Source organism: Haloglomus litoreum (genome assembly GCF_029338515.1).
Taxonomy (GTDB): Archaea; Halobacteriota; Halobacteria; order Halobacteriales; family Haloarculaceae; genus Haloglomus; species Haloglomus litoreum.
On record NZ_CP119988.1, the window covers coordinates 3237782 to 3259975 of the forward strand.

31 protein-coding genes are annotated in these 22194 nt (G+C 64.1%); 26 read left to right on the plus strand and 5 right to left on the minus strand.

Going from position 1 to position 22194, the window contains the following annotated elements:
- Positions 1-25: 25 nt before the first annotated feature.
- The 3 genes from P2T62_RS16215 to P2T62_RS16225 all read right to left on the minus strand — a co-directional run bounded on the left by P2T62_RS16215 (position 26) and on the right by P2T62_RS16225 (position 2595).
- A complete protein-coding gene (locus tag P2T62_RS16215) occupies positions 26-625 on the minus strand; it encodes a type IV pilin N-terminal domain-containing protein (RefSeq protein ID WP_276258111.1) in 600 nt (199 codons plus the stop codon).
- Positions 626-627: 2 nt separating this feature from the next.
- Positions 628-1095, minus strand: a complete 468-nt coding sequence (locus P2T62_RS16220) for a type IV pilin N-terminal domain-containing protein (RefSeq protein WP_276258112.1) — start codon at positions 1093-1095, stop codon at positions 628-630.
- A 642-nt stretch (positions 1096-1737) separates the two neighbouring features.
- A complete protein-coding gene (locus P2T62_RS16225; protein WP_276258113.1) occupies positions 1738-2595 on the minus strand; it encodes a hypothetical protein in 858 nt (285 codons plus the stop codon).
- A gap of 157 nt (positions 2596-2752) precedes the next feature.
- Between P2T62_RS16225 and P2T62_RS16230 the strand changes: the two genes are divergently transcribed.
- The 3 genes from P2T62_RS16230 to P2T62_RS16240 all read left to right on the plus strand — a co-directional run bounded on the left by P2T62_RS16230 (position 2753) and on the right by P2T62_RS16240 (position 4475).
- Positions 2753-3358: a site-specific integrase gene (locus tag P2T62_RS16230; protein WP_276258114.1), complete on the plus strand. Its 606-nt coding sequence runs from the start codon at positions 2753-2755 to the stop codon at positions 3356-3358.
- A 69-nt stretch (positions 3359-3427) separates the two neighbouring features.
- Entirely contained in the window at positions 3428-3910 is a 483-nt protein-coding gene (locus tag P2T62_RS16235; protein ID WP_276258115.1) for a hypothetical protein, read from the plus strand.
- A gap of 4 nt (positions 3911-3914) precedes the next feature.
- Positions 3915-4475 (plus strand): hypothetical protein, encoded by a 561-nt coding sequence (locus P2T62_RS16240; RefSeq protein WP_276258116.1) that lies wholly within the window; start codon positions 3915-3917, stop codon positions 4473-4475.
- A gap of 2 nt (positions 4476-4477) precedes the next feature.
- Here the strand turns inward: P2T62_RS16240 and P2T62_RS16245 are convergent, their stop codons facing one another.
- Positions 4478-4822 (minus strand): hypothetical protein, encoded by a 345-nt coding sequence (locus tag P2T62_RS16245; protein ID WP_276258117.1) that lies wholly within the window; start codon positions 4820-4822, stop codon positions 4478-4480.
- Positions 4823-5007: 185 nt separating this feature from the next.
- Here P2T62_RS16245 and P2T62_RS16250 point away from each other — a divergent pair, with 185 nt between their 5' ends.
- The 17 genes from P2T62_RS16250 to P2T62_RS16330 all read left to right on the plus strand — a co-directional run bounded on the left by P2T62_RS16250 (position 5008) and on the right by P2T62_RS16330 (position 17177).
- The gene (locus P2T62_RS16250) at positions 5008-5190 is read left to right on the plus strand and encodes a hypothetical protein (protein WP_276258118.1); all 183 of its coding nucleotides are present in this window, start codon (positions 5008-5010) and stop codon (positions 5188-5190) included.
- On the plus strand, positions 5187-6749 hold the full coding sequence (locus tag P2T62_RS16255; RefSeq protein WP_276258119.1) for a hypothetical protein: 1563 nt from the start codon (positions 5187-5189) through the stop codon (positions 6747-6749). The genes P2T62_RS16250 and P2T62_RS16255 overlap by 4 nt, the downstream gene beginning before the upstream one ends.
- Before the next feature lie 2 nt (positions 6750-6751).
- A complete protein-coding gene (locus P2T62_RS16260) occupies positions 6752-7213 on the plus strand; it encodes a hypothetical protein (RefSeq protein WP_276258120.1) in 462 nt (153 codons plus the stop codon).
- A 51-nt stretch (positions 7214-7264) separates the two neighbouring features.
- On the plus strand, positions 7265-7615 hold the full coding sequence (locus P2T62_RS16265) for a hypothetical protein (protein ID WP_276258121.1): 351 nt from the start codon (positions 7265-7267) through the stop codon (positions 7613-7615).
- Positions 7608-8075 (plus strand): hypothetical protein, encoded by a 468-nt coding sequence (locus P2T62_RS16270; RefSeq protein ID WP_276258122.1) that lies wholly within the window; start codon positions 7608-7610, stop codon positions 8073-8075. The genes P2T62_RS16265 and P2T62_RS16270 overlap by 8 nt, the downstream gene beginning before the upstream one ends.
- Positions 8072-8368 carry a hypothetical protein gene (locus P2T62_RS16275; RefSeq protein WP_276258123.1) on the plus strand — a complete coding sequence of 99 codons (297 nt, stop codon included), beginning with the start codon at positions 8072-8074 and terminating at the stop codon, positions 8366-8368. Before P2T62_RS16270 ends, P2T62_RS16275 begins: the two co-directional genes overlap by 4 nt.
- A 73-nt stretch (positions 8369-8441) precedes the next feature.
- Positions 8442-8861: a hypothetical protein gene (locus tag P2T62_RS16280; RefSeq protein ID WP_276258124.1), complete on the plus strand. Its 420-nt coding sequence runs from the start codon at positions 8442-8444 to the stop codon at positions 8859-8861.
- Positions 8851-9222, plus strand: coding sequence for a hypothetical protein (locus P2T62_RS16285; protein WP_276258125.1), 372 nt, complete (start codon positions 8851-8853; stop codon positions 9220-9222). Before P2T62_RS16280 ends, P2T62_RS16285 begins: the two co-directional genes overlap by 11 nt.
- Entirely contained in the window at positions 9212-9526 is a 315-nt protein-coding gene (locus P2T62_RS16290; protein WP_276258126.1) for a hypothetical protein, read from the plus strand. The genes P2T62_RS16285 and P2T62_RS16290 overlap by 11 nt, the downstream gene beginning before the upstream one ends.
- A complete protein-coding gene (locus P2T62_RS16295; RefSeq protein WP_276258127.1) occupies positions 9523-10083 on the plus strand; it encodes a hypothetical protein in 561 nt (186 codons plus the stop codon). The genes P2T62_RS16290 and P2T62_RS16295 overlap by 4 nt, the downstream gene beginning before the upstream one ends.
- Positions 10083-10226, plus strand: a complete 144-nt coding sequence (locus P2T62_RS16300) for a hypothetical protein (RefSeq protein ID WP_276258128.1) — start codon at positions 10083-10085, stop codon at positions 10224-10226. Before P2T62_RS16295 ends, P2T62_RS16300 begins: the two co-directional genes overlap by 1 nt.
- A 2-nt stretch (positions 10227-10228) precedes the next feature.
- Positions 10229-12109, plus strand: a complete 1881-nt coding sequence (locus P2T62_RS16305) for a hypothetical protein (RefSeq protein ID WP_276258129.1) — start codon at positions 10229-10231, stop codon at positions 12107-12109.
- A complete protein-coding gene (locus tag P2T62_RS16310) occupies positions 12102-12821 on the plus strand; it encodes a hypothetical protein (RefSeq protein ID WP_276258130.1) in 720 nt (239 codons plus the stop codon). Before P2T62_RS16305 ends, P2T62_RS16310 begins: the two co-directional genes overlap by 8 nt.
- Before the next feature lies 1 nt (position 12822).
- Entirely contained in the window at positions 12823-14151 is a 1329-nt protein-coding gene (locus tag P2T62_RS16315) for a hypothetical protein (RefSeq protein WP_276258131.1), read from the plus strand.
- 117 nt (positions 14152-14268) lie between these two features.
- Complete coding sequence (locus P2T62_RS16320; protein ID WP_276258132.1) at positions 14269-14559, plus strand: hypothetical protein; 291 nt, start codon at positions 14269-14271, stop codon at positions 14557-14559.
- A gap of 4 nt (positions 14560-14563) precedes the next feature.
- A complete protein-coding gene (locus tag P2T62_RS16325) occupies positions 14564-17038 on the plus strand; it encodes a carboxypeptidase-like regulatory domain-containing protein (protein WP_276258133.1) in 2475 nt (824 codons plus the stop codon).
- 4 nt (positions 17039-17042) lie between these two features.
- Positions 17043-17177: a hypothetical protein gene (locus P2T62_RS16330; RefSeq protein ID WP_276258134.1), complete on the plus strand. Its 135-nt coding sequence runs from the start codon at positions 17043-17045 to the stop codon at positions 17175-17177.
- A gap of 227 nt (positions 17178-17404) precedes the next feature.
- Here the strand turns inward: P2T62_RS16330 and P2T62_RS16335 are convergent, their stop codons facing one another.
- Positions 17405-18010 (minus strand): hypothetical protein, encoded by a 606-nt coding sequence (locus tag P2T62_RS16335; protein WP_276258135.1) that lies wholly within the window; start codon positions 18008-18010, stop codon positions 17405-17407.
- Positions 18011-18337: 327 nt separating this feature from the next.
- Between P2T62_RS16335 and P2T62_RS16340 the strand changes: the two genes are divergently transcribed.
- The 6 genes from P2T62_RS16340 (at position 18338) to P2T62_RS16365 (ending at position 22193) form a co-directional block, all read left to right on the plus strand.
- Entirely contained in the window at positions 18338-18712 is a 375-nt protein-coding gene (locus P2T62_RS16340; RefSeq protein ID WP_276258136.1) for a hypothetical protein, read from the plus strand.
- A 133-nt stretch (positions 18713-18845) separates the two neighbouring features.
- Positions 18846-19472 carry a recombinase family protein gene (locus P2T62_RS16345; RefSeq protein WP_276258137.1) on the plus strand — a complete coding sequence of 209 codons (627 nt, stop codon included), beginning with the start codon at positions 18846-18848 and terminating at the stop codon, positions 19470-19472.
- On the plus strand, positions 19469-19696 hold the full coding sequence (locus tag P2T62_RS16350; protein WP_276258138.1) for a hypothetical protein: 228 nt from the start codon (positions 19469-19471) through the stop codon (positions 19694-19696). Before P2T62_RS16345 ends, P2T62_RS16350 begins: the two co-directional genes overlap by 4 nt.
- 228 nt (positions 19697-19924) lie before the next feature.
- Entirely contained in the window at positions 19925-20368 is a 444-nt protein-coding gene (locus tag P2T62_RS16355; protein ID WP_276258139.1) for a hypothetical protein, read from the plus strand.
- Positions 20369-20532: 164 nt separating this feature from the next.
- Positions 20533-20916: a DUF4260 domain-containing protein gene (locus P2T62_RS16360; RefSeq protein WP_276258140.1), complete on the plus strand. Its 384-nt coding sequence runs from the start codon at positions 20533-20535 to the stop codon at positions 20914-20916.
- Between the two features lie 449 nt (positions 20917-21365).
- On the plus strand, positions 21366-22193 hold the full coding sequence (locus P2T62_RS16365) for an IS5 family transposase (RefSeq protein ID WP_276258141.1): 828 nt from the start codon (positions 21366-21368) through the stop codon (positions 22191-22193).
- Position 22194 lies beyond the last annotated feature (1 nt).

Genomic DNA, 22194 nt, shown 5'->3' on the forward strand with positions numbered 1-22194 from the left:
TTTCTTGATAAATTTTTTTCGCTGATTACGCGTCCGGGCCAGTCCACTTGCCGAGCGTGGCCGTGTCGCCACCGTTCGAGGAGGCCCAGGTGACCCGAACAGTGGCCTCGTTCAGGTCAACGTTGTTTACAGTCGATCCTCCAGTTTCAGAGTTTGCGATAACCGAGTAGGTACTACCTCCTTCGGCCTGTATCGTGATGCTACTGCCGGCAGATACCTCACTGGGTCCATCGTTGTCGTCAGTATTGTCGTTCTGCATATCTGCGATGGCCTGCCAGCTGCTTCCATCCTGGAGCGAACCGCCCTGGATGAAGACATCCGATGGGGTGCTCGCATCAAGATCATCGACAGCGCCAGTGGCTTTGATACTGAGCTGCGACGCGGAAATCTTGTCACCACCATCGTGAGTAACCGTTAGGCGGTCTTGCGGCGTCCCACCATTCTCACGATCGTCAAAGTCGAACGTGAAGCTCGCCTGCGGGCTCGTGTTCGAGACCTGGTCCCCGAGACCGAGCACGAACGTGCCGATAACGGCGGCCAGGATGACGGTTATCGCGACCATCAGGATGACCCCGATGACCGGCGAGACCGCGTCTTCGTCGGCGAACAGGTTACCGAATTCCATCGTTAGTTAGCCTCCGGTCCAGTCCACTTTCCGAGCGTAGCCGTGTCGCCACCGTTCGAGGATTCCCAGACAACGCGGACCGTATCACTGTTGTCTGCATCAACCGTGGCGGTATCACCGGCAGTTACGTCGTTTGACCATCCCGATGGGCTCTCGATAGTGTCGGTTCCATCAGTGACGGAGAGCTGCGAGACAGCAATCCCGTCACCACCATCATGCGTGATGCTCAGTTCACCACTGTCGGAGTTGTCACCATTATTTGCCAGTTCGCTTGTGTCAGTGACTGATACACTGCCGTCGAAGTCGAACGTGAAGCTCGCGGTCGGACTCGTGTTCGAGACCTGGTCCCCGAGACCGAGCACGAACGTGCCGATAACGGCGGCCAGGATGACGGTTATCGCGACCATCAGGATGACCCCGATGACCGGCGACACCGCGTCGTCGTCGCCAAGTAGGTTGTTGAGTTTCATTGTCGTTGTCTCGCGCCCAGGGGCGTCGTGTGTAAGCCACGCTTACGGCCGACGGGATCGAGCCCGACGCCGACCGTCCAGCCCGGCTCACGGCCCGGGTCGCGTAATCTTCCGGACCGACTCTCCACATATAAATGCACGTGCCGTTCGGCCGCGGATACAGGAGTTTAATGCGTCATTACGGCCCGAATTCGAGCGTCTGAGGCTACCGAGACCCAACCCGTATCCACACGGATATTCATACGAATCCCGGACAAACAACCGTGAGAGGCCATCTCCAGGCCGACGAACCGACCCACATCCACCAACGCCCCGGAATCTACCCGCGTAATGGCCCATTAACGGCGATTCCCACCGCGGATGGCGTGCCCAGGATTGACAGCCCCTGATAAAGCTGCTGGCCAGTTAGAACGTCGCTAATAAAGGTCACCACCATCCAGGGGTGTGGCGCGCACCCCGGCTATATCCGGTCTGGCCGCTCAGGAACTGAAAGCGCGGGCGGGGGACCAACCCGGGCAGAGTGGCCCCCCACTCACATACCCTCCCCACGAGTGCCGGGCTCATGCAGCACGTGGTGGGCACCACCGCCTACGCCGGCCACGCCTAAAAACAGCCCCACCGTTTTCCCACCCCGAAACCACCCTACCGCGGCAGGAACCCGTCCAGCACGGGTGGCGCCCCTAGCAACTCGGCCGCCCGGATATCCAGCCGGATGTTGGTCCCGGCATCGACCCGGACCTCATCATCCTGCGGGGCGACCGACCGGAGCAGCCGGGCGATAGCCTCACGGCGGCCGTCGTGGTGCATCGCGAGCTGCAGTGGCATCCCGCCTCCGGGGAGCGCCGTCCCGCGCTGCCGGACCGCGACCCGGGCGGCAGCCAACCGCACCGGCCGCGGCGCGTCGAGCAGCAGCCACGGCGGGAGCGACGGCCCCTCGGTCGCGCTCGTCGGCGCCCCCAGGACCGCCAACAGCCGCCCGAGCACCGAGCCATCCCGCTTGGGGACCCACTCGGTCCCGCTGATATCGTCGTCGACGTGTCGACGACCCCACTCCAGGCCGAGCACCGAGCCGATGTGCTCGATGTCGGGCTCGGTCCCGTCGGCGACCGACCACGCGGGGAGCCACCCCTGCCGCGGGAGCGACCCGCCGACCACGATCCAGACGATGAGCGCCGACAGCGCCCGCAGTGTCGACTCACCCCAGTCGAGATGCAGCCAGCCGTTGGCCGTCAGCGTGTCCAGAGCCCGCACCGCATCCGGTCGCCCGTCGCCGTCGACCCAGGCGCGAATCCGCCCTCGCGGGAGGTCCAGCGCCGTCGCGACGGCGCCCGAGCCCTGGTTCGGATGGCTGGCGGAGTACTCGCGAACGCGCTGGTAGTTCTCGACGAGCGTTGCGGCGTCAACCGTCTCGCTGCTGGTCCCGTAGGTGTCGATGAACCGCTCGCGGACGGCGCCGACGTCGGTCGGGTCGGCGACGCGACGCAGTTCGCCAGCAGGCATTGGCGTGCCCATCTCCGGACGGGCGTATCAATCCCCGCGTTCCAGTGAGCGAGTATCCTGTGAACCCGCTCACTCATCGGCCGATTCGGGGGTGAACCCGCCTCAATCACCGCGCCCACCCCAGCGTTTGTGCCGGTCTACACCAGACAAGACGCTCATGGTTCGCGTGGACGATGGCGGCGACGTGACGAAGTGCTGGCTCGACCAGGAGGAACTCTCCCGGCTGGAACGGGTGGCCGGTCGCGACGACTGGATGCGCGAGGTGGCCATCCAGTTGATGGGCCGGTGCGGCCTGCGCGCTCACGAAGTGCCGTACCCGGCCGACGAGCATCTCCGCTGGAGCGAGGAGGGCGAGTGTTGGCTGTTCGAGGTCCGGGGCAAGAACACGAGCGGCGGCGACCGGAAGCTCCGCGACGCCTGGATGCCTGACCGCGTCGCCGAGGACCTGAACAAGTACACGCGAGAGCGCGACCTCGGCCGGGGCGACCCGTGGGTCCCGCGCTCGACGCCGACGGTGCGGCGCTGGGTCGACACCGCGACGGACGACATCGCCGACCAGTTGGGCGACGACCGCTGGCGGTCGGTGACCAGCCACGATCTCCGCCGCAGCTGGGCGACCCACCACCTCGTCGAGGAGGGCCGAGACGTACGGACCATGATGTCCATCGGTGGCTGGAGTGACTACTCGGCCATCGAGCCGTATCTGAAAGAAGCGACCGAGGCACGCATTGGCGAGGTGATGGGAGGCCCAGAAGCCCTATAGGCGGATTGACAAAAACTTAACACAGAGGAGGCTCATTACTTTTTAACAAGACTGCACTCAGGAGCCATTATGTCTACTATTAATGACTTGTCTGAACAGGAACGGTGGATATTGAGGCTCCTTTACGCTCCGCAGAACAAGAGCGACGGCGATATTACCATTGAGGGTCGGACCAGATTGGTCAAGGGCCTATTCTTGATAGAGAGAATGTTTGCTGACAGATTCTCTGATTTTCGAGGTACTGGCTTTGATTTTGAGCCCTACAAGTACGGTCCATTTGACCAAGACGTGTACGATAGCTTGGAGAGCCTGGAGGAGAGGGGGCTTGTCAAAGAAGTCCCCACTCATCCAGAGAATGGAGATCGAATAGAACTCACATCCCAGGGGAAGCGAACTGGGGAGGAAGTATTCATGAATCTACGCCCGGAGCAAAAGAGCCATTTATCCTGGATTAAGGGAAAGCACGTGCAACAGCCGGTGGCTCAGTTGCTGAGCTTTGTCTATAACAAATACCCAGATATGGCAGAGAATACCGAATATAAAGGTTTCTGAGATAATGGTCGGTATCCCTGAAGTGATGGTGGGGGTGGGTAGTATTTACATCACTGCTGCGGCATTTCTCTGGCGAGAAACCCGGAATCTACGGAAGGAATATGGAGAAGACTATGACGATATGATGACCTATCGTGCAAGCCAGTTCAGGTCTGAACTGCACGATATTGTCACTGATGTACTTCAAGACGTTAACATGGCGGAGTATCAGGGCACCGATGAAGATGATCTGGAAGTTATGGATGCAATGGAATCCATAGATCGCACACAACTGACTGAAGTAGAGGAAGCGCTTCGCGAGTATGACCGGCCTCCAGAGTTAGTATCCACGACACAGGACGAGTACGGAACTACCACAAACAACCTTCTCTTTGCAGGAGGTTCAGCACTGATAATGGCCGTTGGATCCGTCCTTGCGAACGGTAATAGCGAACAAGGAATCCAGATTATCTTAGGGGCCTTTCTAGTAGTAGGCACAATAACGGCGGTCAATAGCTTTAGGGCTGCTAGAAGTGCCGAGAAGGAAGTAAACGAAGCCGTCAGAGACTATACTGAAGATTACTGATATTACGGCGCTTCGACCAGCACATCCTCACCGTCGCTCATCCGCATGAGATACAGCGACTCCTGGAGTTCGGCATCGAGCCACTCCCGGATCCCGGGCGGGAGCGTCACCGCGACCGAGTCCCCGCACTCACCCAGCGTCCGCTCGTAGTCGACCGCGTCCGAATCGTAGTCGCCCAGGTGAAGCGTTGCCCCCCGCTCGGCGTACTTCCCGGCGCCACGGTCGATTCCGACTGCCTCGCCCACCGAGAGCCCGGCGTCGGCCACCCACCCAGGGTCCAGCGTCACCCCGTGCCGACGTGTCCCGAGACACATCAGCGAGCGAATAGAACAGTTCTGCGCTGACATACGATAACCGGAGAGGTCAATCGTAACAAATCCTGCGTCCAGAGCGACCGCAGACCGGCGGTTGTTGCACAGTATCTGCACAGTATCCGCACGCCATCCGCGCAGTATAATCCGACGGTTGACACGTTATCTGGCCGTGGGTGAGCGGAAGTCCGTCGGTCGCCCCGGCGGGCGGAGCGCAACCCATGAGCGCAACACCAGAGAGCGAGCGTAAGCCGCTCTCGACCTCCTTTTCGCAGGAGGCACGACCCAGTGGTATCGACAGCGTGGCGACGCGCGCTGACATCACCTCGAACCTCCAGCTCGGCGACCTGGCAACCGTCGACGAGGAGCTGTTCGAGGTCTTCGACCTGGAGGGCCGCCGATGAGGCGGCTGGCCCACAGCGGCTTCGTCGCCCTGATCGCCATCCTGCTCGCGACCTCGATGGTCGCCCCGGTCGCGATGGCCGATCACGACGAGCGCGAGAACGGTCCACCGCCTATCGACACGACGAGCGACGAGAGTCCGCGCGTCTGGGTCGAGGAGACCGACGTGACCATCGCCGAGCACCGGATGGGCGAGCACGGCACGGACCCGCTCGCCTACGAGGCTGACGACGGGAGCAACACGGAGCTCCCGGCAGAAGTGAACGCCTCAGACGCCGACGCACCCATCGAGGTGTCGCCGGCGTACATCGACGACCCGGACCTCTACGGCCCCGTCACCGACGACGAGGGTAACGTCGAGGACCAGTCGTTCGTCGCTGAGGAGGGTGACTGGGCCATCAGCGGGAGCGCCTCCGCGAAGGGCAGCGCCACGGAGTGGTCCGACGCACCGAACTTCCGCGCGGCGCCGACCCAGCTCGCCACCGACGGCAGCATGACCGCCGGCGACACGGTGCTGTTCAACTACTCGGACAACGTCACCCTGGACAACGCCCGGAAGCGGGTGCTCACCGTGGCTGGTGAGGTCAACACCCTCGACAGTGGCGCGCACGTCCGCTTCGAGATCGTCGACAAGGACGGCGACTTCACCTACTCGAACATCTCCACCAGCGCCGCTGACGCGAACGAGGAGACGTTCGCGAACGAGACCGGCGCCTTCTACGCGAGTACCCGCGTCGACACGCTGGTCTCGGCGAACGGCGTCCAGGGCTCCGGCGACGGGACGATGGACGAGATCAACGCCGTCCGGCTGAACATCTCGGAGGCGGACGCTGACCTCGCCATCACCGGGATGGACATCTCCTCGAAGGAGACGAAGAGCTTCGCGACGGTCGCATACCAGGACGACTCGGACGACCGGTACGAGACCGAGACGCGAACGAACGTCGACGGCGGTGCCGTCCGCCTTCGCTCGCTCGACGGGCTCGCGGACCACTGGGGCGACGCCCACGTCCACGACCTCGTCGTCGGCGCCGGCGACGCGACGGTCAACTACGGCCTGAGCATGGCCGACGGGTCGAACGTCACCATGACCGACGCCGAGGACTACGCCAGCTACTCCGACCGGCTGGAGGGCCAGCCGCTCGCGGTCTGGGACATCCCGGCGCCGGTCGACGTGACTCACGGCACGCTCGACCTCGTGGCCGAGCAGCGCCAGCCCGGCAGTCAGTACATCAGCGTCGACTACGCCACCGGCTACGCCGGCAACTACTCCGAGGCCACCACCACCGACGCGACGAGCCAGTTCAGCGGCGCCATCGGCGACCGCGTCGAGCTGGCGACGGACATCTCGGCGTCCAGCGACCACGACGCCGCAGTCGGGATGGAGATCGTCTACACGAGCTCCGAGGCCGACGCGGTGTACCAGTCCGCCCCCGCGATGGGCGGCCCGACCGGGAAGTCCGGCGGGTTCTTCAGCACTATCTGGGGCAAGGTCGCCGGACTCGGTGGCGCGCTCGTGACCGCGCTCGGTCTCGGGAAGATCTTCGGCGGAGGGAGCTGAAGATGAGCGCGTCCGGTGCGGGTGGCCCCCGAGTCCGGCGGCTGTTCGACCGGGCGAAGAACGCCGGCTCCATCGGCGGCGTCATCTTCCAGGGCCTGAGCGCGGTGCTGCTGGCCATCGGCACTGTACTCGCGAGCGGCGTGTTCACGCTGGCGGATATCTTCATCAAGCCGGCGCAGTCGTTCGCAACCGAGTCGGCTGGCCTGGTCGAGTCGTTCCTCGGCTCGTTCGGCATCGTCATCGACTTCGGCGCCATCGCGAGCGCTCGGTCCATCGGCCCAGGCGGGCTCTTCGCGAGCCCGTTGTCGCTCCCCATCGCGTTCGCCATCATCGGGCTGTCCGCCTACGTGATCATCGCCATCACCAGCGAGGAGGAGACGACGAACTTCTTCCCGCTGATCGGGAGCGGCTTCAACCTCCCGACGCCGGGCTTCACCGACGCCGAAGAAGAGGAGGAGGGCTGACGATGCCGGGCCGAACCACTCACGGCGAGGTGCGGCCGGGGGTGGTCCGGCGTGGTTAGCCTCAGCGACTTCCTCACGACCGGCCCGGACGGCTTCACGACGCCAGACTTCGGCCGCCTTACCCAGGTCGGCATCGGCGCGACGTTCGGGGCGCTGTTCACCGGCCTGACGAGCCTCGTGTTCGGCGTCTTCGACATCCCGATTGCGCTGCTGGGCGGCCTCGGCGATTTCCTCACGAGCGTCGTCGCGGTCGTCGTCGGACTGCCGGGTGTCCTCGTCAGGGAGGGCTTCCTCGCGACGTGGATGTTCGTCTACGAGGCAGGCCCGGCTGGCCTCCCCGTCGCGCTGGGAATCGGGCTGACGGCCGTCTTCGTCTTCAGGTGGGTGGTCAGCCGTGCCTGAGGACGATGGCGGCATCCCGCTCTTCCCGACCGGCGGCGGAACGGCAGCCCGGAGCGCCCAGTTCGCGAGCGAGACGGCGGACTTCCTCCGGCGATTCGCGAGCAACCCGGCGGCGCTGGTCATCAGCGTCGTCTCGGGGTTCGTCGTGAGCGTCGTGCTGGGGTTCTTCGAGTTCCTGATCGGCGCCGTGCTGTACCCGTTCGACCTGCTGGTCGGCGGTCTCAACTGGCTGCAGCGCCAGCTCGTGCTCGCGTTCGCGTTCGTCGGGTTCGACATCCTCGGCACACTGCGTGGGGTCCAGGAGTCGCTGGCCGTCGCCGTTGAGGCAGCCGGCCCGGCCGGTCCAGTCGTCGCTGCGGGCGCCGTCGGACTGGCGCTGTTCGTTCTGTATCGAGTCACCGTGGCCGGGCTGGAGTTCATCCCGGGCGGCAGCAGCATCATGGCACTTCTCGGACGATGACACTGACAACACAAGCACGAGAGGCCTTCGCTCACCCACTCACGCAGCTCTCGGCGCTGGTGAGTCTGCTGGGCGCGTGGGGATTCGGCTGGTTCGAGCCGGCCTGGACGTTCATCTCGGCGACCTCCAGCTACTGGTTCCCGGCCATCGCGGTCTCGGCGGGCGAGATCCTCCCCCGACTCGGCTACGGCGAAATCGCCGGGCCACTGCTGCTCGGGGCGGCCATCGCGTTCGTCACCGTCCAGCTGGACCGGCTGAAGGACCGTGCGGTATCCTGGTACAACAACCGATGAGACACATCACACACACTCAGACGGAGGAATCGCCGGCCGCGCTGAGCGGCCGAACTACCGGAGGTGGCGCCTGATGGCGGAGCTGTTCGGCTTCCAGGTGCCCGGAGCGGTGACGCTGTTCATCATCGTCTTCGGTGGGTCGTTCCTGCTGCTGGCGGGCCGCTACATCGCGGCGTACCTGAACGCGCCGGAGTCGAGCGACGACCGGTTCGAGTGGGCGACCAACCGGACGGCCCGGTGGCTGGGGATGATCTTCGGCGGCCTGCTGGCGACGGCGGCCGTGGCGATCACCCAGGGCGTGGACATCGTCGCGATGGGCACGCAGTTCATCGGGATGCACCCGTTCGTCGTCTCGAACCTCGCCGGCATCGGCCTCGGCGCCGGCGTGCTCTCGGGGAACATCCAGCTGACGACCGACCAGTACGTCGGTCTCGCGCTGATGGCCGTCTTCGGCACGTACCTTCTCTCGGAGGTGTACGGCGTTGACGGGTGAGTACGGCAGCCTCACGGAGTACATCAGTGCCTACCAGCGGTACAGCGGTGGGCCACCGATTCCAGACGAAGCGGCTGAACGTCGTGGCGAGACCCGCAAGACGAAGGCGTACATCCCCGTGGCGCTGGCGGCGCTGGTGCTGGCTGCGATTCCACCAGCACTCCTGGTCGGTCCGACGGCGAGTCTGTCGAACCCTGGCCTCACGGTGCCGTACATGGCCTGTACGCTGGGTATCGCCTGGATGCTGATGGATATGCTGGGCGGCGCGGTCCTCGACTGGTACGAGGACGTGCCCCGACGCGGGCTCGACCGCGTCGACGCCGAGTACGGTCTCGCGGAGGTGAGCACCGATGCCGTTTGACCAGCTCCCAGCGGTCGTCGACGGCGCACGCTACGGTGTCGCACTGGTCACGACGGGCGTGCTGCTGCTGTACACCTACCGGCGTGTCGTCGCCGGCAGCGACGAGGACCCGAGCATCGCGCTCTCCTACGGGGGTCGACAGGGCTACGTCTCGTTCCTCGTGACGGGCGTGGCGGCCGCGGCGTTCGTCGCCGGCGGCTGGATACTGTCGCTCTCGCCGGAGATCATGGAGCAGCCAGCGCTGGCGCTAATCCCGCTCGCGCTGGTCGTCGGCATCGGCATCGTGGAGGTGCGTGAGTCGTGATTCACGGCTCGTTCGACGAGCGTGAGACGCGGTCAGCGGTCGAGCAGGATGCAGCCGAGCGGACGCTGGACCGCGACTGGACGCTGCTGGAGGCGCTGATGGAGACGAAGCAGCTCGGTCTCCTCGTGTTCATGCTCGTTCTCATCGGGGTGCTGGTGTACGCCGGCGCACGAATGGCGGCGACGGGCGACCCGCTGGTCGGCGTCGGGCTCGCCGGCGCGAGCCTCGTCGGAGGCGGGCTGCTTCTGGACTCGGTGCTCTGTGTCCAGACGCCCGCGCACGTCCACGAGTGTCGCAAGTGCCGCCGAGAGACGGACCGCTGGCGTGGACCCACCCGAGACGACCAGTGGGTCACCTCGCTCGTCGGGCAGCCCTCAGCGGCCGACAGGACGCCCTCGGCGACACGCTACGAACGGGAAGCCGAACCGCGGGCCTGGGCTGGCGAGGCGGAACCCGCAGTCCGGAAGCTATCCAAGCCGCGGTCGGTCGCCGCTGACCCACCATCGAGCGTCGATGGCGGTCAACCGCGCCCGTCCTCGGGAGGTGCTGGCGACTGATGGCGACCTTCGTCAAGGTCGATATGCGCGCCGTCGCCGTTCTCCTCATCGGCGGCGCCGTGCTGGCGGCGGTCGTCGTCGCCCCGGACGCCGTGACCGGTCTCGTCAACGACATCCTCGGCGCCATCCCGGAGGGGATCTGAACGTGCGGGCACGCGTCGCTGCGGCGCTGGCCGCCCTCGCGCTCGTGGCGTCGGTCGTTCCGGCGGTCGCCGTCGCTGTCCCGCAGCAGGACGGCACGCCGACCACGACACCGACGCCAGCGACAGGTACCCCAACCCCGGGCGCGAACCAGTCGAGCACGCCTGCGGCCTGGATGTCGGCGTCGCTCGATCAGTCGCCGACGCCAACAGCGACGCCGACCCCGACGGCAACCCCCACCACGACGGCGACGGCGACCGCAACGCCGGCGCCGGCCCAGTCCAGCTCCGGCAGCGCTGCGGCGGAGCCCGACGGCCCGACCATCGAGGAGCTCTCCCGCGGCGGCCAGCCGGTCGCGGCGGACGCACAGAGCCTGCGCCTCGCCGAGGACCGCTTCTGGTGGCTCATCGCGTGGCCGGCCGGATCGAGCGGCGCCCCGGACAACTCGAACTGGAAGTACGTCGGCGCGCAGGGGATGCAGACGGTCAAGAAGAACGAGGTCTACCTCCGGACGTTCGCGCTGGATTCGGGCGAGACGGACCTGAAGATCGCCTACTGGGAGCCGAAGACGCGCACGGTCCAGCGAGGCAACTCGACCGATACCGTCCGCTATGCGGCCAACGTGAGCGTTCACACGCAGACGCTGGACTACCAGCGCGGCCGGCCGACCATCGAGGTCCCGCTCCAGCGCCACGAGAACCCGGTTCGCGTGACGATGTGGCTGGCCGACAACCCGGAGACGCGGTGGGTCTTCGGCCACCACTCGGTCGCGACCACCCAGTCGGCGGGCATCGACTCGGAGGGCGACTACCTCCAGTCTGTCATCTTCGACTTCGGCTGGTTGCTCCTGGTCGGCCTCATCACCGGCGGGTGGTCCATCCGGAAGGCGATGGCCATCGCCGGCGTGGGACCGCAGTGGGGCTACTTCCCGTGGGTCCTGGGCTGGTCGCTCACGACCGGCATCGCGCTGTTCATCGACTACAGCGGCATCGCGAACTTCGTCGTCGCGAATCCGTGGGCGATATCGCTGTGGGTGCTCGTGCTGGCGTGGCTGATCATGCTGGAGACCTTCCAGCAGAACGTCGACAAGGTCCGCTTCGTCCAGCCGAAGGTCGAGGACGCCAAGTCGCCGCGGGGCGAGTCGGTCGTCGGCCGCATCGGCGAGTCCGAGACGACGAAGCGGGTCGTCAAGCTCCCGGACGGCGGCCACGCGGTCGTCGGCAAGGGGCCGCTGCGGTTCCTCTCTCGGCTGTTCGGACAGCCGGCGACGTTCTACAACTACGACGAGCGGGCGGCGATGGTCGAGGTCGACGAAGGCTCCGTCGACGAGAAGATCTACATCGACCCCGACGCCGAGGAGGTCCTCGACATCGAGCCGGAGGGCTTCACCTTCGCGTGGAAGCGGGCGGTCCCGAAGACGACCGACGAGGGCGAGACGGTCCTCGACGAGGATGGCGAGCCGGTCACGGAGTCGGCCTGGAACGTCGACCGCATCCTCGTCAGCTGTGCCGGCGCCGCGGCGGTCGGTGCGCTGGCGGGACTCGCACTGAGCCCGCTCGTCGGCGTCGGCGCGCTCGCGACGGCGCTGCTCGTCGGGATGCTCGGGCCGAAACACGACGCCTACGCACGAGCGGACTTCGCGCCGGCGCATCTCGATAGCGTCCACGCGTCGATGGTCGCCATGCGGCAGGGGACCGAGGACGCGAAGACGTTCGAGGAGATGGAGCAGAAGCTCGGCGAGGCCAGCGTCCAGCCCATCAAGCAGGCGATGAGCCTGATGCGGGGCTACTCGGCCGGCGTCAACGGCGAGATGCACGAGGTCTACGAGGAGTTCCAGGACACCGACCCGAACACGAGTGACGAGGAGGTGCCGGCCGATGACTGAGAGTCGTCGCCCAGCGCTACGGAAGCTCGCCGCTGACCAGCGGACGCTCGTCGAGGACCTCCACGCCGGGTTCGAGACCCGCGAGGATGTGCTCCTCTGGCTCCAGCGCGTGGCTGTGCGGTCGCTGGGATACATCCCGGACGAGTGGTTCCAGGCAGTCGCGCTGCGCCCAGATGTCCTAGACGATCTCGTCGGCGACAGTGACATCGAACAGTTCCGCCGCGGCCAGCTCGGCGACGTGGTGCTGCACCGCGCGTTCCGGACCGCGTTCCATCGCGTTCGCGAGCGCGTCCACGAGTACACGGACTCGGAAAAGGGCGAGCAGCGCGAGGGGACGCCGGACCCTGAGCGGCAGAAGTTCATCGCGATGCGCCCGGAGCTGTCGGCGACGGACCGGGCCCAGCACGAGGCGCTGGTCGATCTCTTCGAGGGCTTCTCGGACCGCGAGGCCATCCGGCTGTGGGTCCACGACCTTCGCCCGGCGACCGAGGGCAACCTGCCGGCGTCGTTCCTGGAGTACTGCTGCTACACGCCGATGGGATACGACCCACTGGTCGCCCCACCGGACGATGGTCCGGCCCGGACCGCCCGCGAGAACCTCGCGGCGACGGTGCTACTGCCGGCGATGAACCGCGGCATCCGCACACTGCAGTCGGGCGCTGAGGAGACGGTCGAGACCGTGACCGACAGCCACGAGCCTCTCTCTACCTGATATGAGTCAGACACGACAACGCACACGACTGGACGGCACCGCCGGTAAGAGCGACGTTCGCGAGTGGATTCGCGAGGAGTTTCAGGCTCACACGTCCTCGAAGCAGGCGTACTACCACGACTCCGGCGGCTCGTTCGGCCTCGACGCGCAGCGGAATCGCCACCACGACGGCGAGTCCATCTACCAGCACTTCGGCGCGAAGCCGTTCTGGAAGGTCCTCGAGAAGATCGAGGCGTCGAACCACCCGGCCTACCGCTACCCGAGCGCGTACCTGAACGCGCTTATCCACGTCTCGGACGCGGATATCTGGGCACTGGAGCGTGGCGACCTCGACCGGTTCTCCGATGAACCCGAGACCCGCCAGCGGGTGATGGAGTGGCTCGCGAAGCCCGAGAACCGCGACATCCTGGACGCGATGGACGACGGCGGTATCGGGTGGCACGCCCACTCGAAGCCAGGGAAGGGCAAGACGAGCGCGGCGAACTTCCTGTGCGGCGCCCGGATGACGGAGATCAACAACGAGACCGTCCTCTGGCAGCTGACGCTCGACGAGTGCGAGATCCTCCCGCTGGCCCCCTACGTCACGCTGGCGATGCCGGCCGGTGTCGACGTGCGGCTCATGGCAGTGCCGAGGGACGATTCGCTCCCGCGGGTCGAGATCGACCCGACCGATGTCTTCCGTGACACGCTCACGTACACGGACCCGGTCGACCTGCTGGAACAGACCTGTCCAGGCGCCATCTACGGCGTGCTGCCGGACCCGAAGTTCCGTGGGTGCGAGGAGCTGGTCGAGGCCTCGTTCACCTCGGCGTGGCAGGCCGAGGACACCGAGGAGAACACGGGCCTCGTCGAGTGGATGCACGGGCTCGTCCACGCCCGAGCGAAGAAGGACGTGACGCTGCACCCGACGACGGCGGTCATCGACGAGGCGGGCGACATGCTGCCGATTCGCCCGGAGAACGATGCCAACGACACGAAGACGAAGGTGAAGGGCTTCGCGGAGGCCTACGGCAAGGCTCGAAAGAAGAACTTCTCGTGCGTCTTCATGTCGCACTCCCTGACTACGTTCGAGGAGACGGTCAGGGAGAAAGAGCGCCTCTGGATGACGATGCCGGAGACGCCTACGCCGAGTGGGCGCCTGACCGGACTGCCGGATAGCGTCCCGATCAAGGGCAACTACGCCAGTCGCCTCTCGAAGGGGCAGGCGGTCATCTGGAACTCGATGAACTTCGTCGACATCCAGTGGCCGAACCCGTACCGGACCTACGGGTTCGAGGGCGAGATCTCCATCTCCTACCCGGAACGCGAGGTGGCGCTCCGTGATATCTGAGCGCAGCACCACCCCCGGATTTTCACCGGCGACCGGGGCTGCGTCGTCTCGGCGCGCTGACACGCCCCGTACGCGCGCGTGTTTAACCTGCAAGCGCGAGGGGGGTGGTCAGTCGTGGTGATTTTCGAGCTCGTCGAGGCCGTGCTGGGCTTCCTCGCCGAGCACGTCGGCGTCGAGCTCGGCGTGTCGATCAGCGCGCTGGCGCTGGTCATCGTCGGCATCTGGTACGGGCGGGAACTGTCGACGCTGCTCGTCGGCGCGGCGCGGTGGGTTCGCATCGGAAGCGTGGTCGTCGGCGTGGTCGCTCTCGTGGTCATCGGCGGCGTCACGACGGGTGCGCTCTCGCTGGACAGCGGGGTCGTGGCACAGCTGCTGGAACTGCTCGGTTCGGTAGCGGAGGGTCTCTGAAACGATGAACGAGACACATCACACGGACGACGGCGGAGGCATCGTCGAGGACAAACTGCGGCTGGCGGAGCTGGCGGGCCATCTCGGCTCGTGGCTCGCGGTCGTGACGACGATGGTGATGGTCGGCGCGGCGGCGGCCCGCGAGGTGAATCCGGTCAGCGCGTTCGTCATCGAGCACGCCTCGATGGAGACGTGGGCGGTCGGGACGCCGCTGCTGGTGTTCGCGGGTTTCACCATGCTGCGGTACGCCCGCGCTCGTAACGAGGCGCCGGACGATCTCCTGAAGACGCACCACCTCGGCGGCCTTCTCGCGAGCGGCCTCCTCGCGGACGGGCTGCTGAACTGTTACGCGGTCGCGACCGCGGGCCTGCCCGAGACGCTTCGTTGGTCCGTGATCGCGGGCGAGGCGGCGGCCGTGGGCGTGCTCGCGCTCGTCCTGATCGTGCGACCGGACCCGCGACCGCTCGTCTCGGCGGGTCGAGATGTCACCAGTCGGCTGTCGGCTGTTGAGGCGCGGAGCGTGGCGCTGGCGCTGATGGTGGTCACGTCGATGTTCGTCGGTGCTGTGTCAATCTCCCTGGGACCTCTCCCTGCTGCGGATCGCGCGTCTGCTGCGGGAACCGTTGTTGACGATTTCGAGGACGGTTCGATTTCAGATTGGACTAAGGTGATTAACGGGCAGGCCTTCTCGGCAAGTCAGAATCGAGCTTATGAAGGGTCTTATTCGATGTTACATGATGGCTCGGATAACGGCGGTGGTGCGCGGATCACGAAAGACCTGAGTTCTGCAAATCCATCTAGTGCTTCTGCATGGGTCTACTACGCAAATTATTCGAGTTCAACACGAACATCGGCATTTAAATTGCGAAGCAGTAGCGGAAGTGTCGCAACCCGCGTAGAAGTCAAGGAATCGGACGGGAGTCTTTTTGTAGATTCGACGGATACCGGATTCGATATACCTCAAAATGAGTGGGTACGGTGGAAGTATAAAAATATTGATTACAATTCCGATACCTACACGGTAATAATACTGGACGCTGACGGAAATGAGATTTACAACCAAACCGGCGTTGGCTTCGTAAATAGCGTTAGTGTAGAGCAATTCGCTGTTCTCGGAGGAAGTGGTGGCTATCAATATTGGGATTTCTTCGCAGTTGACGGGGCTGCTGTCGGCCAGCCCGTCTCTGGGACTATCTCCACGGCCGACGGCTCCGGGATCAATGGCGGGACTGTGGAATTGCTGGACTCCTCGGACTCCGTGATCTCCACGACGACGACCAACAGCAGCGGATACTACCAGTTCGATGCTGTCTCTGACGCAACGGATTACCAAATTCGCGCTTCGGCGTCGGGTTACCAGAACAAGACCTCGGATAGCTTCGATGTTGCCGGCGCCCCGCGAACTGTCGACCTGAAACTCTTCGAGAGCGGAACCTTCGTCCGCGAGTTCCAGCTCGACGAGGCCGCGAAGCAGACCTACCCGCCTTCGCTGTCGCGGCTGGAGGTCTACCGTTTCGACCGTGCTATCGAGTTCCCGCTGCCCGGCGGCACGACGTTCAAGGCCGGCCCTGGCACCTGGAAGGAGATCTCCGACAAGGACATCAACGCCTACGGGAAGGCGAGCGTCCGCCTGGAGGACGGCACGCCCTACCGCGTCGAGGTCGTCGCGACCAGCGGTGACCGCTCGACACGCTGGGGCTCGCTGGGCTGGCGGGCGAACAAGTCGGCGCCGGACCCGTACCTGATCAGCGTCGGCGACCAGGATGTGACGGCCACGCCGACCGCGACCGGCACGGCGACCTCGCCGACGGCCACGCCCGTCGCGACGGACGGCGGGACCAGCGGAGGAGGCGTGTCAGGGCCCGATTACCCTGGCCTGAATCCGCCGTGTGACCCCTTCGACCGGGACAACGACGGGAACCTCCAGGAGTGCCCCGACGGCGACGAGACCGACGGGCCCGGCTCGACCGTGACGTACACCGCGTCGGACGGGTTCGGGCCGCGCATCGCCGGGGAGTGTGTCCTCACGGACGGCACGACCGGGCTCCTCATCGAGTACTGGGACCCGTCCTACGAGACGACGAGCCTCACGTTCAACGTCTCGCACGAGAACAGCTCGTACAGCGGGGATCGGCAGTTCGACACGGCCGCGGGCTACGCGACGTGGTGCGTGGCCGACGCCGTGACCGGAAACGCCTCGGACGCGGCCGACGGCGCGCTCACGGGCAACTACACGGCCAACGGCACGACGTTCAACTACACCGAGTCGCTCCAGCAGTCGTCGCTGCTGGGCGGGCCGCTCGGCGGCGGTGGCGGCTCTGGCGCGGGCGGGGCGACGCCCGGGCAGCAGGTCGTCGGCATCGGCCTGTCGGCTGGCGTGGGCTACCTGCTCGTCCGGCGCTTCACCGACTTCCGCATCAGTTCGGCGCTCTCGGGGGCGGTCTCCCGGGCCCGGTCGCTCGTGGGTGGTGGCTCGTGAGGAGATGACCGTCGACGCGATTCTCGCGACGGTCGCCGAGCTGGGTGAGCACCACGCGCTGCTGGAGATCGTCGAGCGAGACGGCGTGGACATCGTCCGGTGTCTCCGGTGTGGGCACGCGGTGGTGGTCGGGCCGTGACGGGGCGCGGTGTGAACACAGCTCCTGGAACCGAATCCAGAACCGGATGCAACCCACCCGTCACGATGCTGTCGACCAACTGGAACCCGATAGAACTGGTGAAACCCTCACTCTGCGATATGTTTCAGCGATCTTGCTGAATACAGTGCGCGAGTCGGTCACGACAGAGGGTCATTGGCGCGGGCGCGAATTAGCTGAGACAGTCATCGAATATCACTAAGCCCGATTTATGTGTCCTGATCCGAGCCTTGTCTGAGTTCAACGCCGAGCAACTCACGAAAATGATTCTCCAGTTCGCGCTTCAACTCTGGAACGGTATCATCGTCGATCTTCTCCCAATCTTCTACCCATACATCCATCCGTTCTATCGGATCAAATGCTGACGTTCCCTGCTCATGAACTCGATAAATAGCGAAATCATCAAATACTTCTTTGAATTCGCCAAGCATTTCCTCGGTGGTTTCACACACGTCTGGCGGGAGATAGACCCGATTCTTCTCATAGTATTCTCGAAACGACTCGCCAGAGTCAGCTGCTTGCTTGATCTTTTCATGTTGGGGGATTTCTCCCGTCCCTTGAAAGGGTTTCACAAGCGACCGCATGTCTTCCTCGAAGTCAACCATTTTTGTAAATAATTCACCGACAACTTCTCCCCGTTTTGTATGTAGGTCAGAAAACCGGATCTTCTCCTTTTCCAACTCAGTTTGATACTGTTGTAGTTGCTTATCGAAATACTGGGTGATGGCACTTTTCGCAATAAAATATAGAAGTCCGGCTCCAACTGAAAGAAAACCCAAGTCACGAATGAGGTTAATCCACTCCCCGATGGCCATGCCGGTCCAATCCTTCCCTCTAACTTAATTTTATGGTGTGATGCCTCTAACTACCTTTACCCATCTCAATAATCTGCTTTGGATTCTGCTGACTACACTCTCTGTATCGGTCACGCCGATTTTGTCAGCCTGTGAGGGTCTCGACGGCGTCCCGCTCGCGGCCGCCCCGTTCGGCGTTGACGCCGTCGCGGTGCTGACACGGCGCCATGCCACTGCGCTGGGGAGTCCGTGAGGAGCCTTCCGAGACCTCCACTCGGGACGGGCGTAGAAACCGCCGCGATAGAAGCGTTCAATCTGTGTCAGCGTCCTCGTACCTCCTGAATATCCATGGTCTGGAACCTCCTCACCCTCATCGTCGCCTATCTTATCGCGTGCGCTGGGGCCTACGCGCTCCACGAAGCTGCCCACTACGTCGTCCACGCGCGATATGCCGAGACGGTATCGCTCACCATCGCGTGGCCGGCGCCCTCCGTGACCGCCACGTACGGCCTCGACGGCTCGCCGACCGTGGCGCGACTGGGCTCGGTCGCCCCCACGGTCGTCTTCGCGCCGCTCGTGGGGCTGGGCATCTACCTCTACATGACCTTCTACCCGATTCCGACCCTCTCGCCGACGGTCTGGACGATGGTCGCGGTGCCGCTGCTCATCCTCGTCTACCCGACGGCCGACGACCGGCACGGGTACTGGTACGGCTTGCAGTAGCGGCTCTGTGGCGAGAGCGTGCGCTGCCGCCGTGAATGGTCGTGTCTCCTACACAGAAAGGGGTGGTTCTACCCCCACTCTGAGGATAAAAACTAGGTTGCTGTAAACGCACGATAGGGTAGGGTATCTGTGCATGAGCAAGGTAGCCGGCTACGTCCGCGTCTCGACGGAGCAGCAACGAGAGGAACAGAGCCACGAACAGCAGCGGGAGAAGCTCACCACCTGGGCTAACCGCAACGACCACGAGATCGAGGTCTTCGAGGACATCGCCATCTCCGGTCAGTCGGATGACCGGCCAGCGTACGAGGAGATGATGGACCGTCTCGACGAGTTCGACATGGTGGCGGTCAGGGAGCTGTCACGGTTCGGCCGCTCGCTCAAGCGCGTCCTTCAGGATATCGAACGCCTCGACGAGCACGGTGTCGAGTTCAACTCGATCACGGAGGACTTCTCGACGGACTCGGCGATGGGGACGGCGATGCTCCAGATGATCGGTGTGTTCAACGAGTTCTGGGCGAACCTCGCCCGGGAGCGGGCGCTGGAGAATGTCCAGCGGCGCCGTGAGAACGGCGAGCCGGTCGGCCGCCCGAAGAAGCTGGACGAGGAGCAACGAGCGGAGGTGTTCGACCTGCGCCGAGCTGGAGTCTCCTACACGAGCATCGCACGCGTGATGGAAGCCGACCCGGAGACGCCCGACTCGATCTCACGCGAGACGATCAGACGCTACTGTAACGATGAGGGCGTGACCCCCGAGACATGACGGCGGATAGCGACACACGAGCCGTCCGAGACGCACTGCTCGACAAACTCAACGAGGCGGGCTCGCGGACGAAGGACCGCCTGGTGGCCATTGTCGCTGCGGCAGAAGGGGTTGATGAGACGGCCGTGGAACGGGAGTTCGGCAAGCTTCTGGTCGGGGGACACGTCGAGGGGCTCCCTGGCATCGAGGGTGCCTTCATTCTCGTCGAGGACCCACGCGACTAATCCCTGCACACGACCTCCGGGGCAGAGCGCCGATCTCGTGTGGCGGACTGATTCTCGGGCGCTGTAGACTGCAGGGTGGGTGGTGTCTCTCCCGGACGGCCGCCGACCGGCGTGGCTACCTCTGCGGCTCACCGGAGGCGCATCCTCGCGAAGGCAAAGAACACAAATGGGCGCGTTCGAATCGCCTCACTCATGACCAGTGGCGGGCGCGAGGAGCCGCCCTACGAGGTGATCGACTACCTGGAGGCGAATGGCCCAGCCCCAGGCTCGGATCTCCCGACCGAGGTAGCGGCTCGCCATCGTGCGGTCGGCGTCCACTCGTTCACGATTCGGGGGGCGAGAAATGGGGCTGGTGCGAGCTTCGGGAAACAGGTCGTTGCCGTCTACCACCTCAAAGAGCACCCGCCGGCCGAAGTCATCGACGCTTTCCTCGAAGCGAACGAGCACCTCATCGAGCACGGGACCCCGAACGGGCTGGTCCGACGATTCGGCGGCCACGGGCCGGCGTGGCGCGATGCTGCTCGAACCGTACTCGAAGAGGAATACGGGATGCCGACCGGCGATCCGGGCCCCGACTCGCGAGGCTCGCCACAGAAGGTCAAATGCCCCCGCTGCGAGGAGTTCATCGACGACCTCGGTTCTCACCTCCGTAATGGGTGTGAGGGAGACTGAAGGCCTCGCCGGAGCAGCGCACGCTGCCGATTGCCCTGGAATTGGATGTGCGAGGCTCTGTCGAAACCCTCAATCGGTGATAGGTTCTGACTGCTGTGCTGAATACACAGCGCATATGCAGCAATCGACGCTGGATTCAAGAGCTAAGTCAGAGTGGATGCAGTATGGAACCCCGGAATTTCCTGCGTGTGGAGGGACTGGCTGTCTTGGGGATTGCGCTGGCTGGGTATTTCACCCTTGATGGCTCAGTTTGGTTGCTGCTCATTCTTGCGCTAGCCCCCGACTTATCGATGATTGGGTATCTCGCTGGTACTCGAATCGGCAGTCTGAGCTATAATATCGTCCATACGTACACATTACCGCTCGCCCTCGGTAGCCTCGGCTTCTGGGCTGACATCCGAATGGCCCTCCTTATCGCTCTGATTTGGGCTGCCCACATCGGAGCTGACCGTCTCGTGGGATATGGTCTGAAATTCGAATCCGGATTCAAAGACACACATCTCAGTACCCAGCCTGCTCCAGTGGACGCCTTCACCAAATCTGATTAATAATCGAACAGCTCTGCTGACTTCACGCTCTATATGCAGCACGCCGTTGCTGTCAGATGAGTTCTACCTCCTCCGAGTAGGAGCGGGGTGAACACAGCCCTGCTAATCACTCGTCGAGCCAGGAGAAACCACCTTGTCGAGATTCCTGCCTGAAACTCGAAGCCTCATCGTGGTATAAGCAGAGGGGCGATTCGGGTTCGCATTCGCCTCGATCTCGCTCGGCACCGCCGGATTGTGAACACAATCTGCGGGGGTCACGAGCACCCGATGTGAACACATCCGGAGTATCCCCGAGGAGCTGTAACATCTCGAGTGCGACTGGTGGGGGTCGCACCCGACTAGTTCCGGCAATCGAGCGTAATAATTCAAGAGGCTCTGGTGAATCGCTTGACTGCGTCGGATTCGACCGTTAGAACGAGGAAGATGAAGCGGGAAACCGTCGATGCTCTATGTCGAAGATTTCCCGCTTCACAAGCAAAGCCGTCCAGTTAGCTAAAAATGCTGTTGGTGAGCGAGGCGAAGTCGCCGCCCCCGAAGGGGGTGGCGGCTTCGCCGAGTATGCGGTCGTGTCGCTGCACTGTCTGCGGGTTTACTTGGAGAAATCGTACCGAGAAACACTCGATCTGCTGAGCGAGATGCCACAAATACTGGCCGAGATCGGCCTCGACGAGGCCGATCTCCCCGACCACTCGACGTTAGTGAAGGCGTTTGACAGGCTCAAGACAGCACTCTGGCGCGTGCTGCTCCGACTCTCGTCGGAGCTGCACGACCCGAGCGGACACGCCGCGATCGACGCGACATTCTTCGACCGCGAGAACGCCAGCAAGCACTACTGCCGCCGGACGAATTACCGCGTCCAGACGCTGAAAACGACCGCTCTGGTTGACACAGAAACGCAAGCGGTTCTCGACGTTCATTGCTCGACCGGAAAACCACACGACACCCACCTCGGCTGGCAGGTCGCCCGCCGCAACGCGGGCGACCTGACCAGCCTCGCCGCCGACAAGGGCTACGACTGGATGGAATTACGCGAGAAACTGAGGGAAGACGGCGTGAGACCGCTGATCAAACACCGCGAGTTCCGGCCCATCGATCACGCGCACAACGCGCGGATCGATGGGCCTCGCTACCGCCAACGATCGATGTGTGAGACCGTCTTCTCGGCGATTAAGCGCACGCTCGGCGACGCCGTGCGTGCGCGAGCATGGTTTCGTGAGTTCCGAGAAATCGTCCTGAAATGTGTCGTTCACAACATCAAGCGAGCCGTCACACCGTGAG

Excerpts from the sequence above, each read along its gene's own strand:
- P2T62_RS16215 (WP_276258111.1), bottom strand. The coding sequence starts at position 625 with ATGGAATTCGGTAACCTGTTCGCCGACGAAGACGCGGTCTCGCCGGTC.
- P2T62_RS16220 (WP_276258112.1), bottom strand. The coding sequence starts at position 1,095 with ATGAAACTCAACAACCTACTTGGCGACGACGACGCGGTGTCGCCGGTC.
- P2T62_RS16225 (WP_276258113.1), bottom strand. The coding sequence starts at position 2,595 with ATGCCTGCTGGCGAACTGCGTCGCGTCGCCGACCCGACCGACGTCGGC.
- P2T62_RS16230 (WP_276258114.1), top strand. The coding sequence starts at position 2,753 with ATGGTTCGCGTGGACGATGGCGGCGACGTGACGAAGTGCTGGCTCGAC.
- P2T62_RS16235 (WP_276258115.1), top strand. The coding sequence starts at position 3,428 with ATGTCTACTATTAATGACTTGTCTGAACAGGAACGGTGGATATTGAGG.
- P2T62_RS16240 (WP_276258116.1), top strand. The coding sequence starts at position 3,915 with ATGGTCGGTATCCCTGAAGTGATGGTGGGGGTGGGTAGTATTTACATC.
- P2T62_RS16245 (WP_276258117.1), bottom strand. The coding sequence starts at position 4,822 with ATGTCAGCGCAGAACTGTTCTATTCGCTCGCTGATGTGTCTCGGGACA.
- P2T62_RS16250 (WP_276258118.1), top strand. The coding sequence starts at position 5,008 with ATGAGCGCAACACCAGAGAGCGAGCGTAAGCCGCTCTCGACCTCCTTT.
- P2T62_RS16255 (WP_276258119.1), top strand. The coding sequence starts at position 5,187 with ATGAGGCGGCTGGCCCACAGCGGCTTCGTCGCCCTGATCGCCATCCTG.
- P2T62_RS16260 (WP_276258120.1), top strand. The coding sequence starts at position 6,752 with ATGAGCGCGTCCGGTGCGGGTGGCCCCCGAGTCCGGCGGCTGTTCGAC.
- P2T62_RS16275 (WP_276258123.1), top strand. The coding sequence starts at position 8,072 with ATGACACTGACAACACAAGCACGAGAGGCCTTCGCTCACCCACTCACG.
- P2T62_RS16280 (WP_276258124.1), top strand. The coding sequence starts at position 8,442 with ATGGCGGAGCTGTTCGGCTTCCAGGTGCCCGGAGCGGTGACGCTGTTC.
- P2T62_RS16290 (WP_276258126.1), top strand. The coding sequence starts at position 9,212 with ATGCCGTTTGACCAGCTCCCAGCGGTCGTCGACGGCGCACGCTACGGT.
- P2T62_RS16300 (WP_276258128.1), top strand. The coding sequence starts at position 10,083 with ATGGCGACCTTCGTCAAGGTCGATATGCGCGCCGTCGCCGTTCTCCTC.
- P2T62_RS16310 (WP_276258130.1), top strand. The coding sequence starts at position 12,102 with ATGACTGAGAGTCGTCGCCCAGCGCTACGGAAGCTCGCCGCTGACCAG.
- P2T62_RS16315 (WP_276258131.1), top strand. The coding sequence starts at position 12,823 with ATGAGTCAGACACGACAACGCACACGACTGGACGGCACCGCCGGTAAG.
- P2T62_RS16325 (WP_276258133.1), top strand. The coding sequence starts at position 14,564 with ATGAACGAGACACATCACACGGACGACGGCGGAGGCATCGTCGAGGAC.
- P2T62_RS16330 (WP_276258134.1), top strand. The coding sequence starts at position 17,043 with ATGACCGTCGACGCGATTCTCGCGACGGTCGCCGAGCTGGGTGAGCAC.
- P2T62_RS16335 (WP_276258135.1), bottom strand. The coding sequence starts at position 18,010 with ATGGCCATCGGGGAGTGGATTAACCTCATTCGTGACTTGGGTTTTCTT.
- P2T62_RS16340 (WP_276258136.1), top strand. The coding sequence starts at position 18,338 with ATGGTCTGGAACCTCCTCACCCTCATCGTCGCCTATCTTATCGCGTGC.
- P2T62_RS16345 (WP_276258137.1), top strand. The coding sequence starts at position 18,846 with ATGAGCAAGGTAGCCGGCTACGTCCGCGTCTCGACGGAGCAGCAACGA.
- P2T62_RS16350 (WP_276258138.1), top strand. The coding sequence starts at position 19,469 with ATGACGGCGGATAGCGACACACGAGCCGTCCGAGACGCACTGCTCGAC.
- P2T62_RS16360 (WP_276258140.1), top strand. The coding sequence starts at position 20,533 with ATGGAACCCCGGAATTTCCTGCGTGTGGAGGGACTGGCTGTCTTGGGG.
- P2T62_RS16365 (WP_276258141.1), top strand. The coding sequence starts at position 21,366 with ATGTCGAAGATTTCCCGCTTCACAAGCAAAGCCGTCCAGTTAGCTAAA.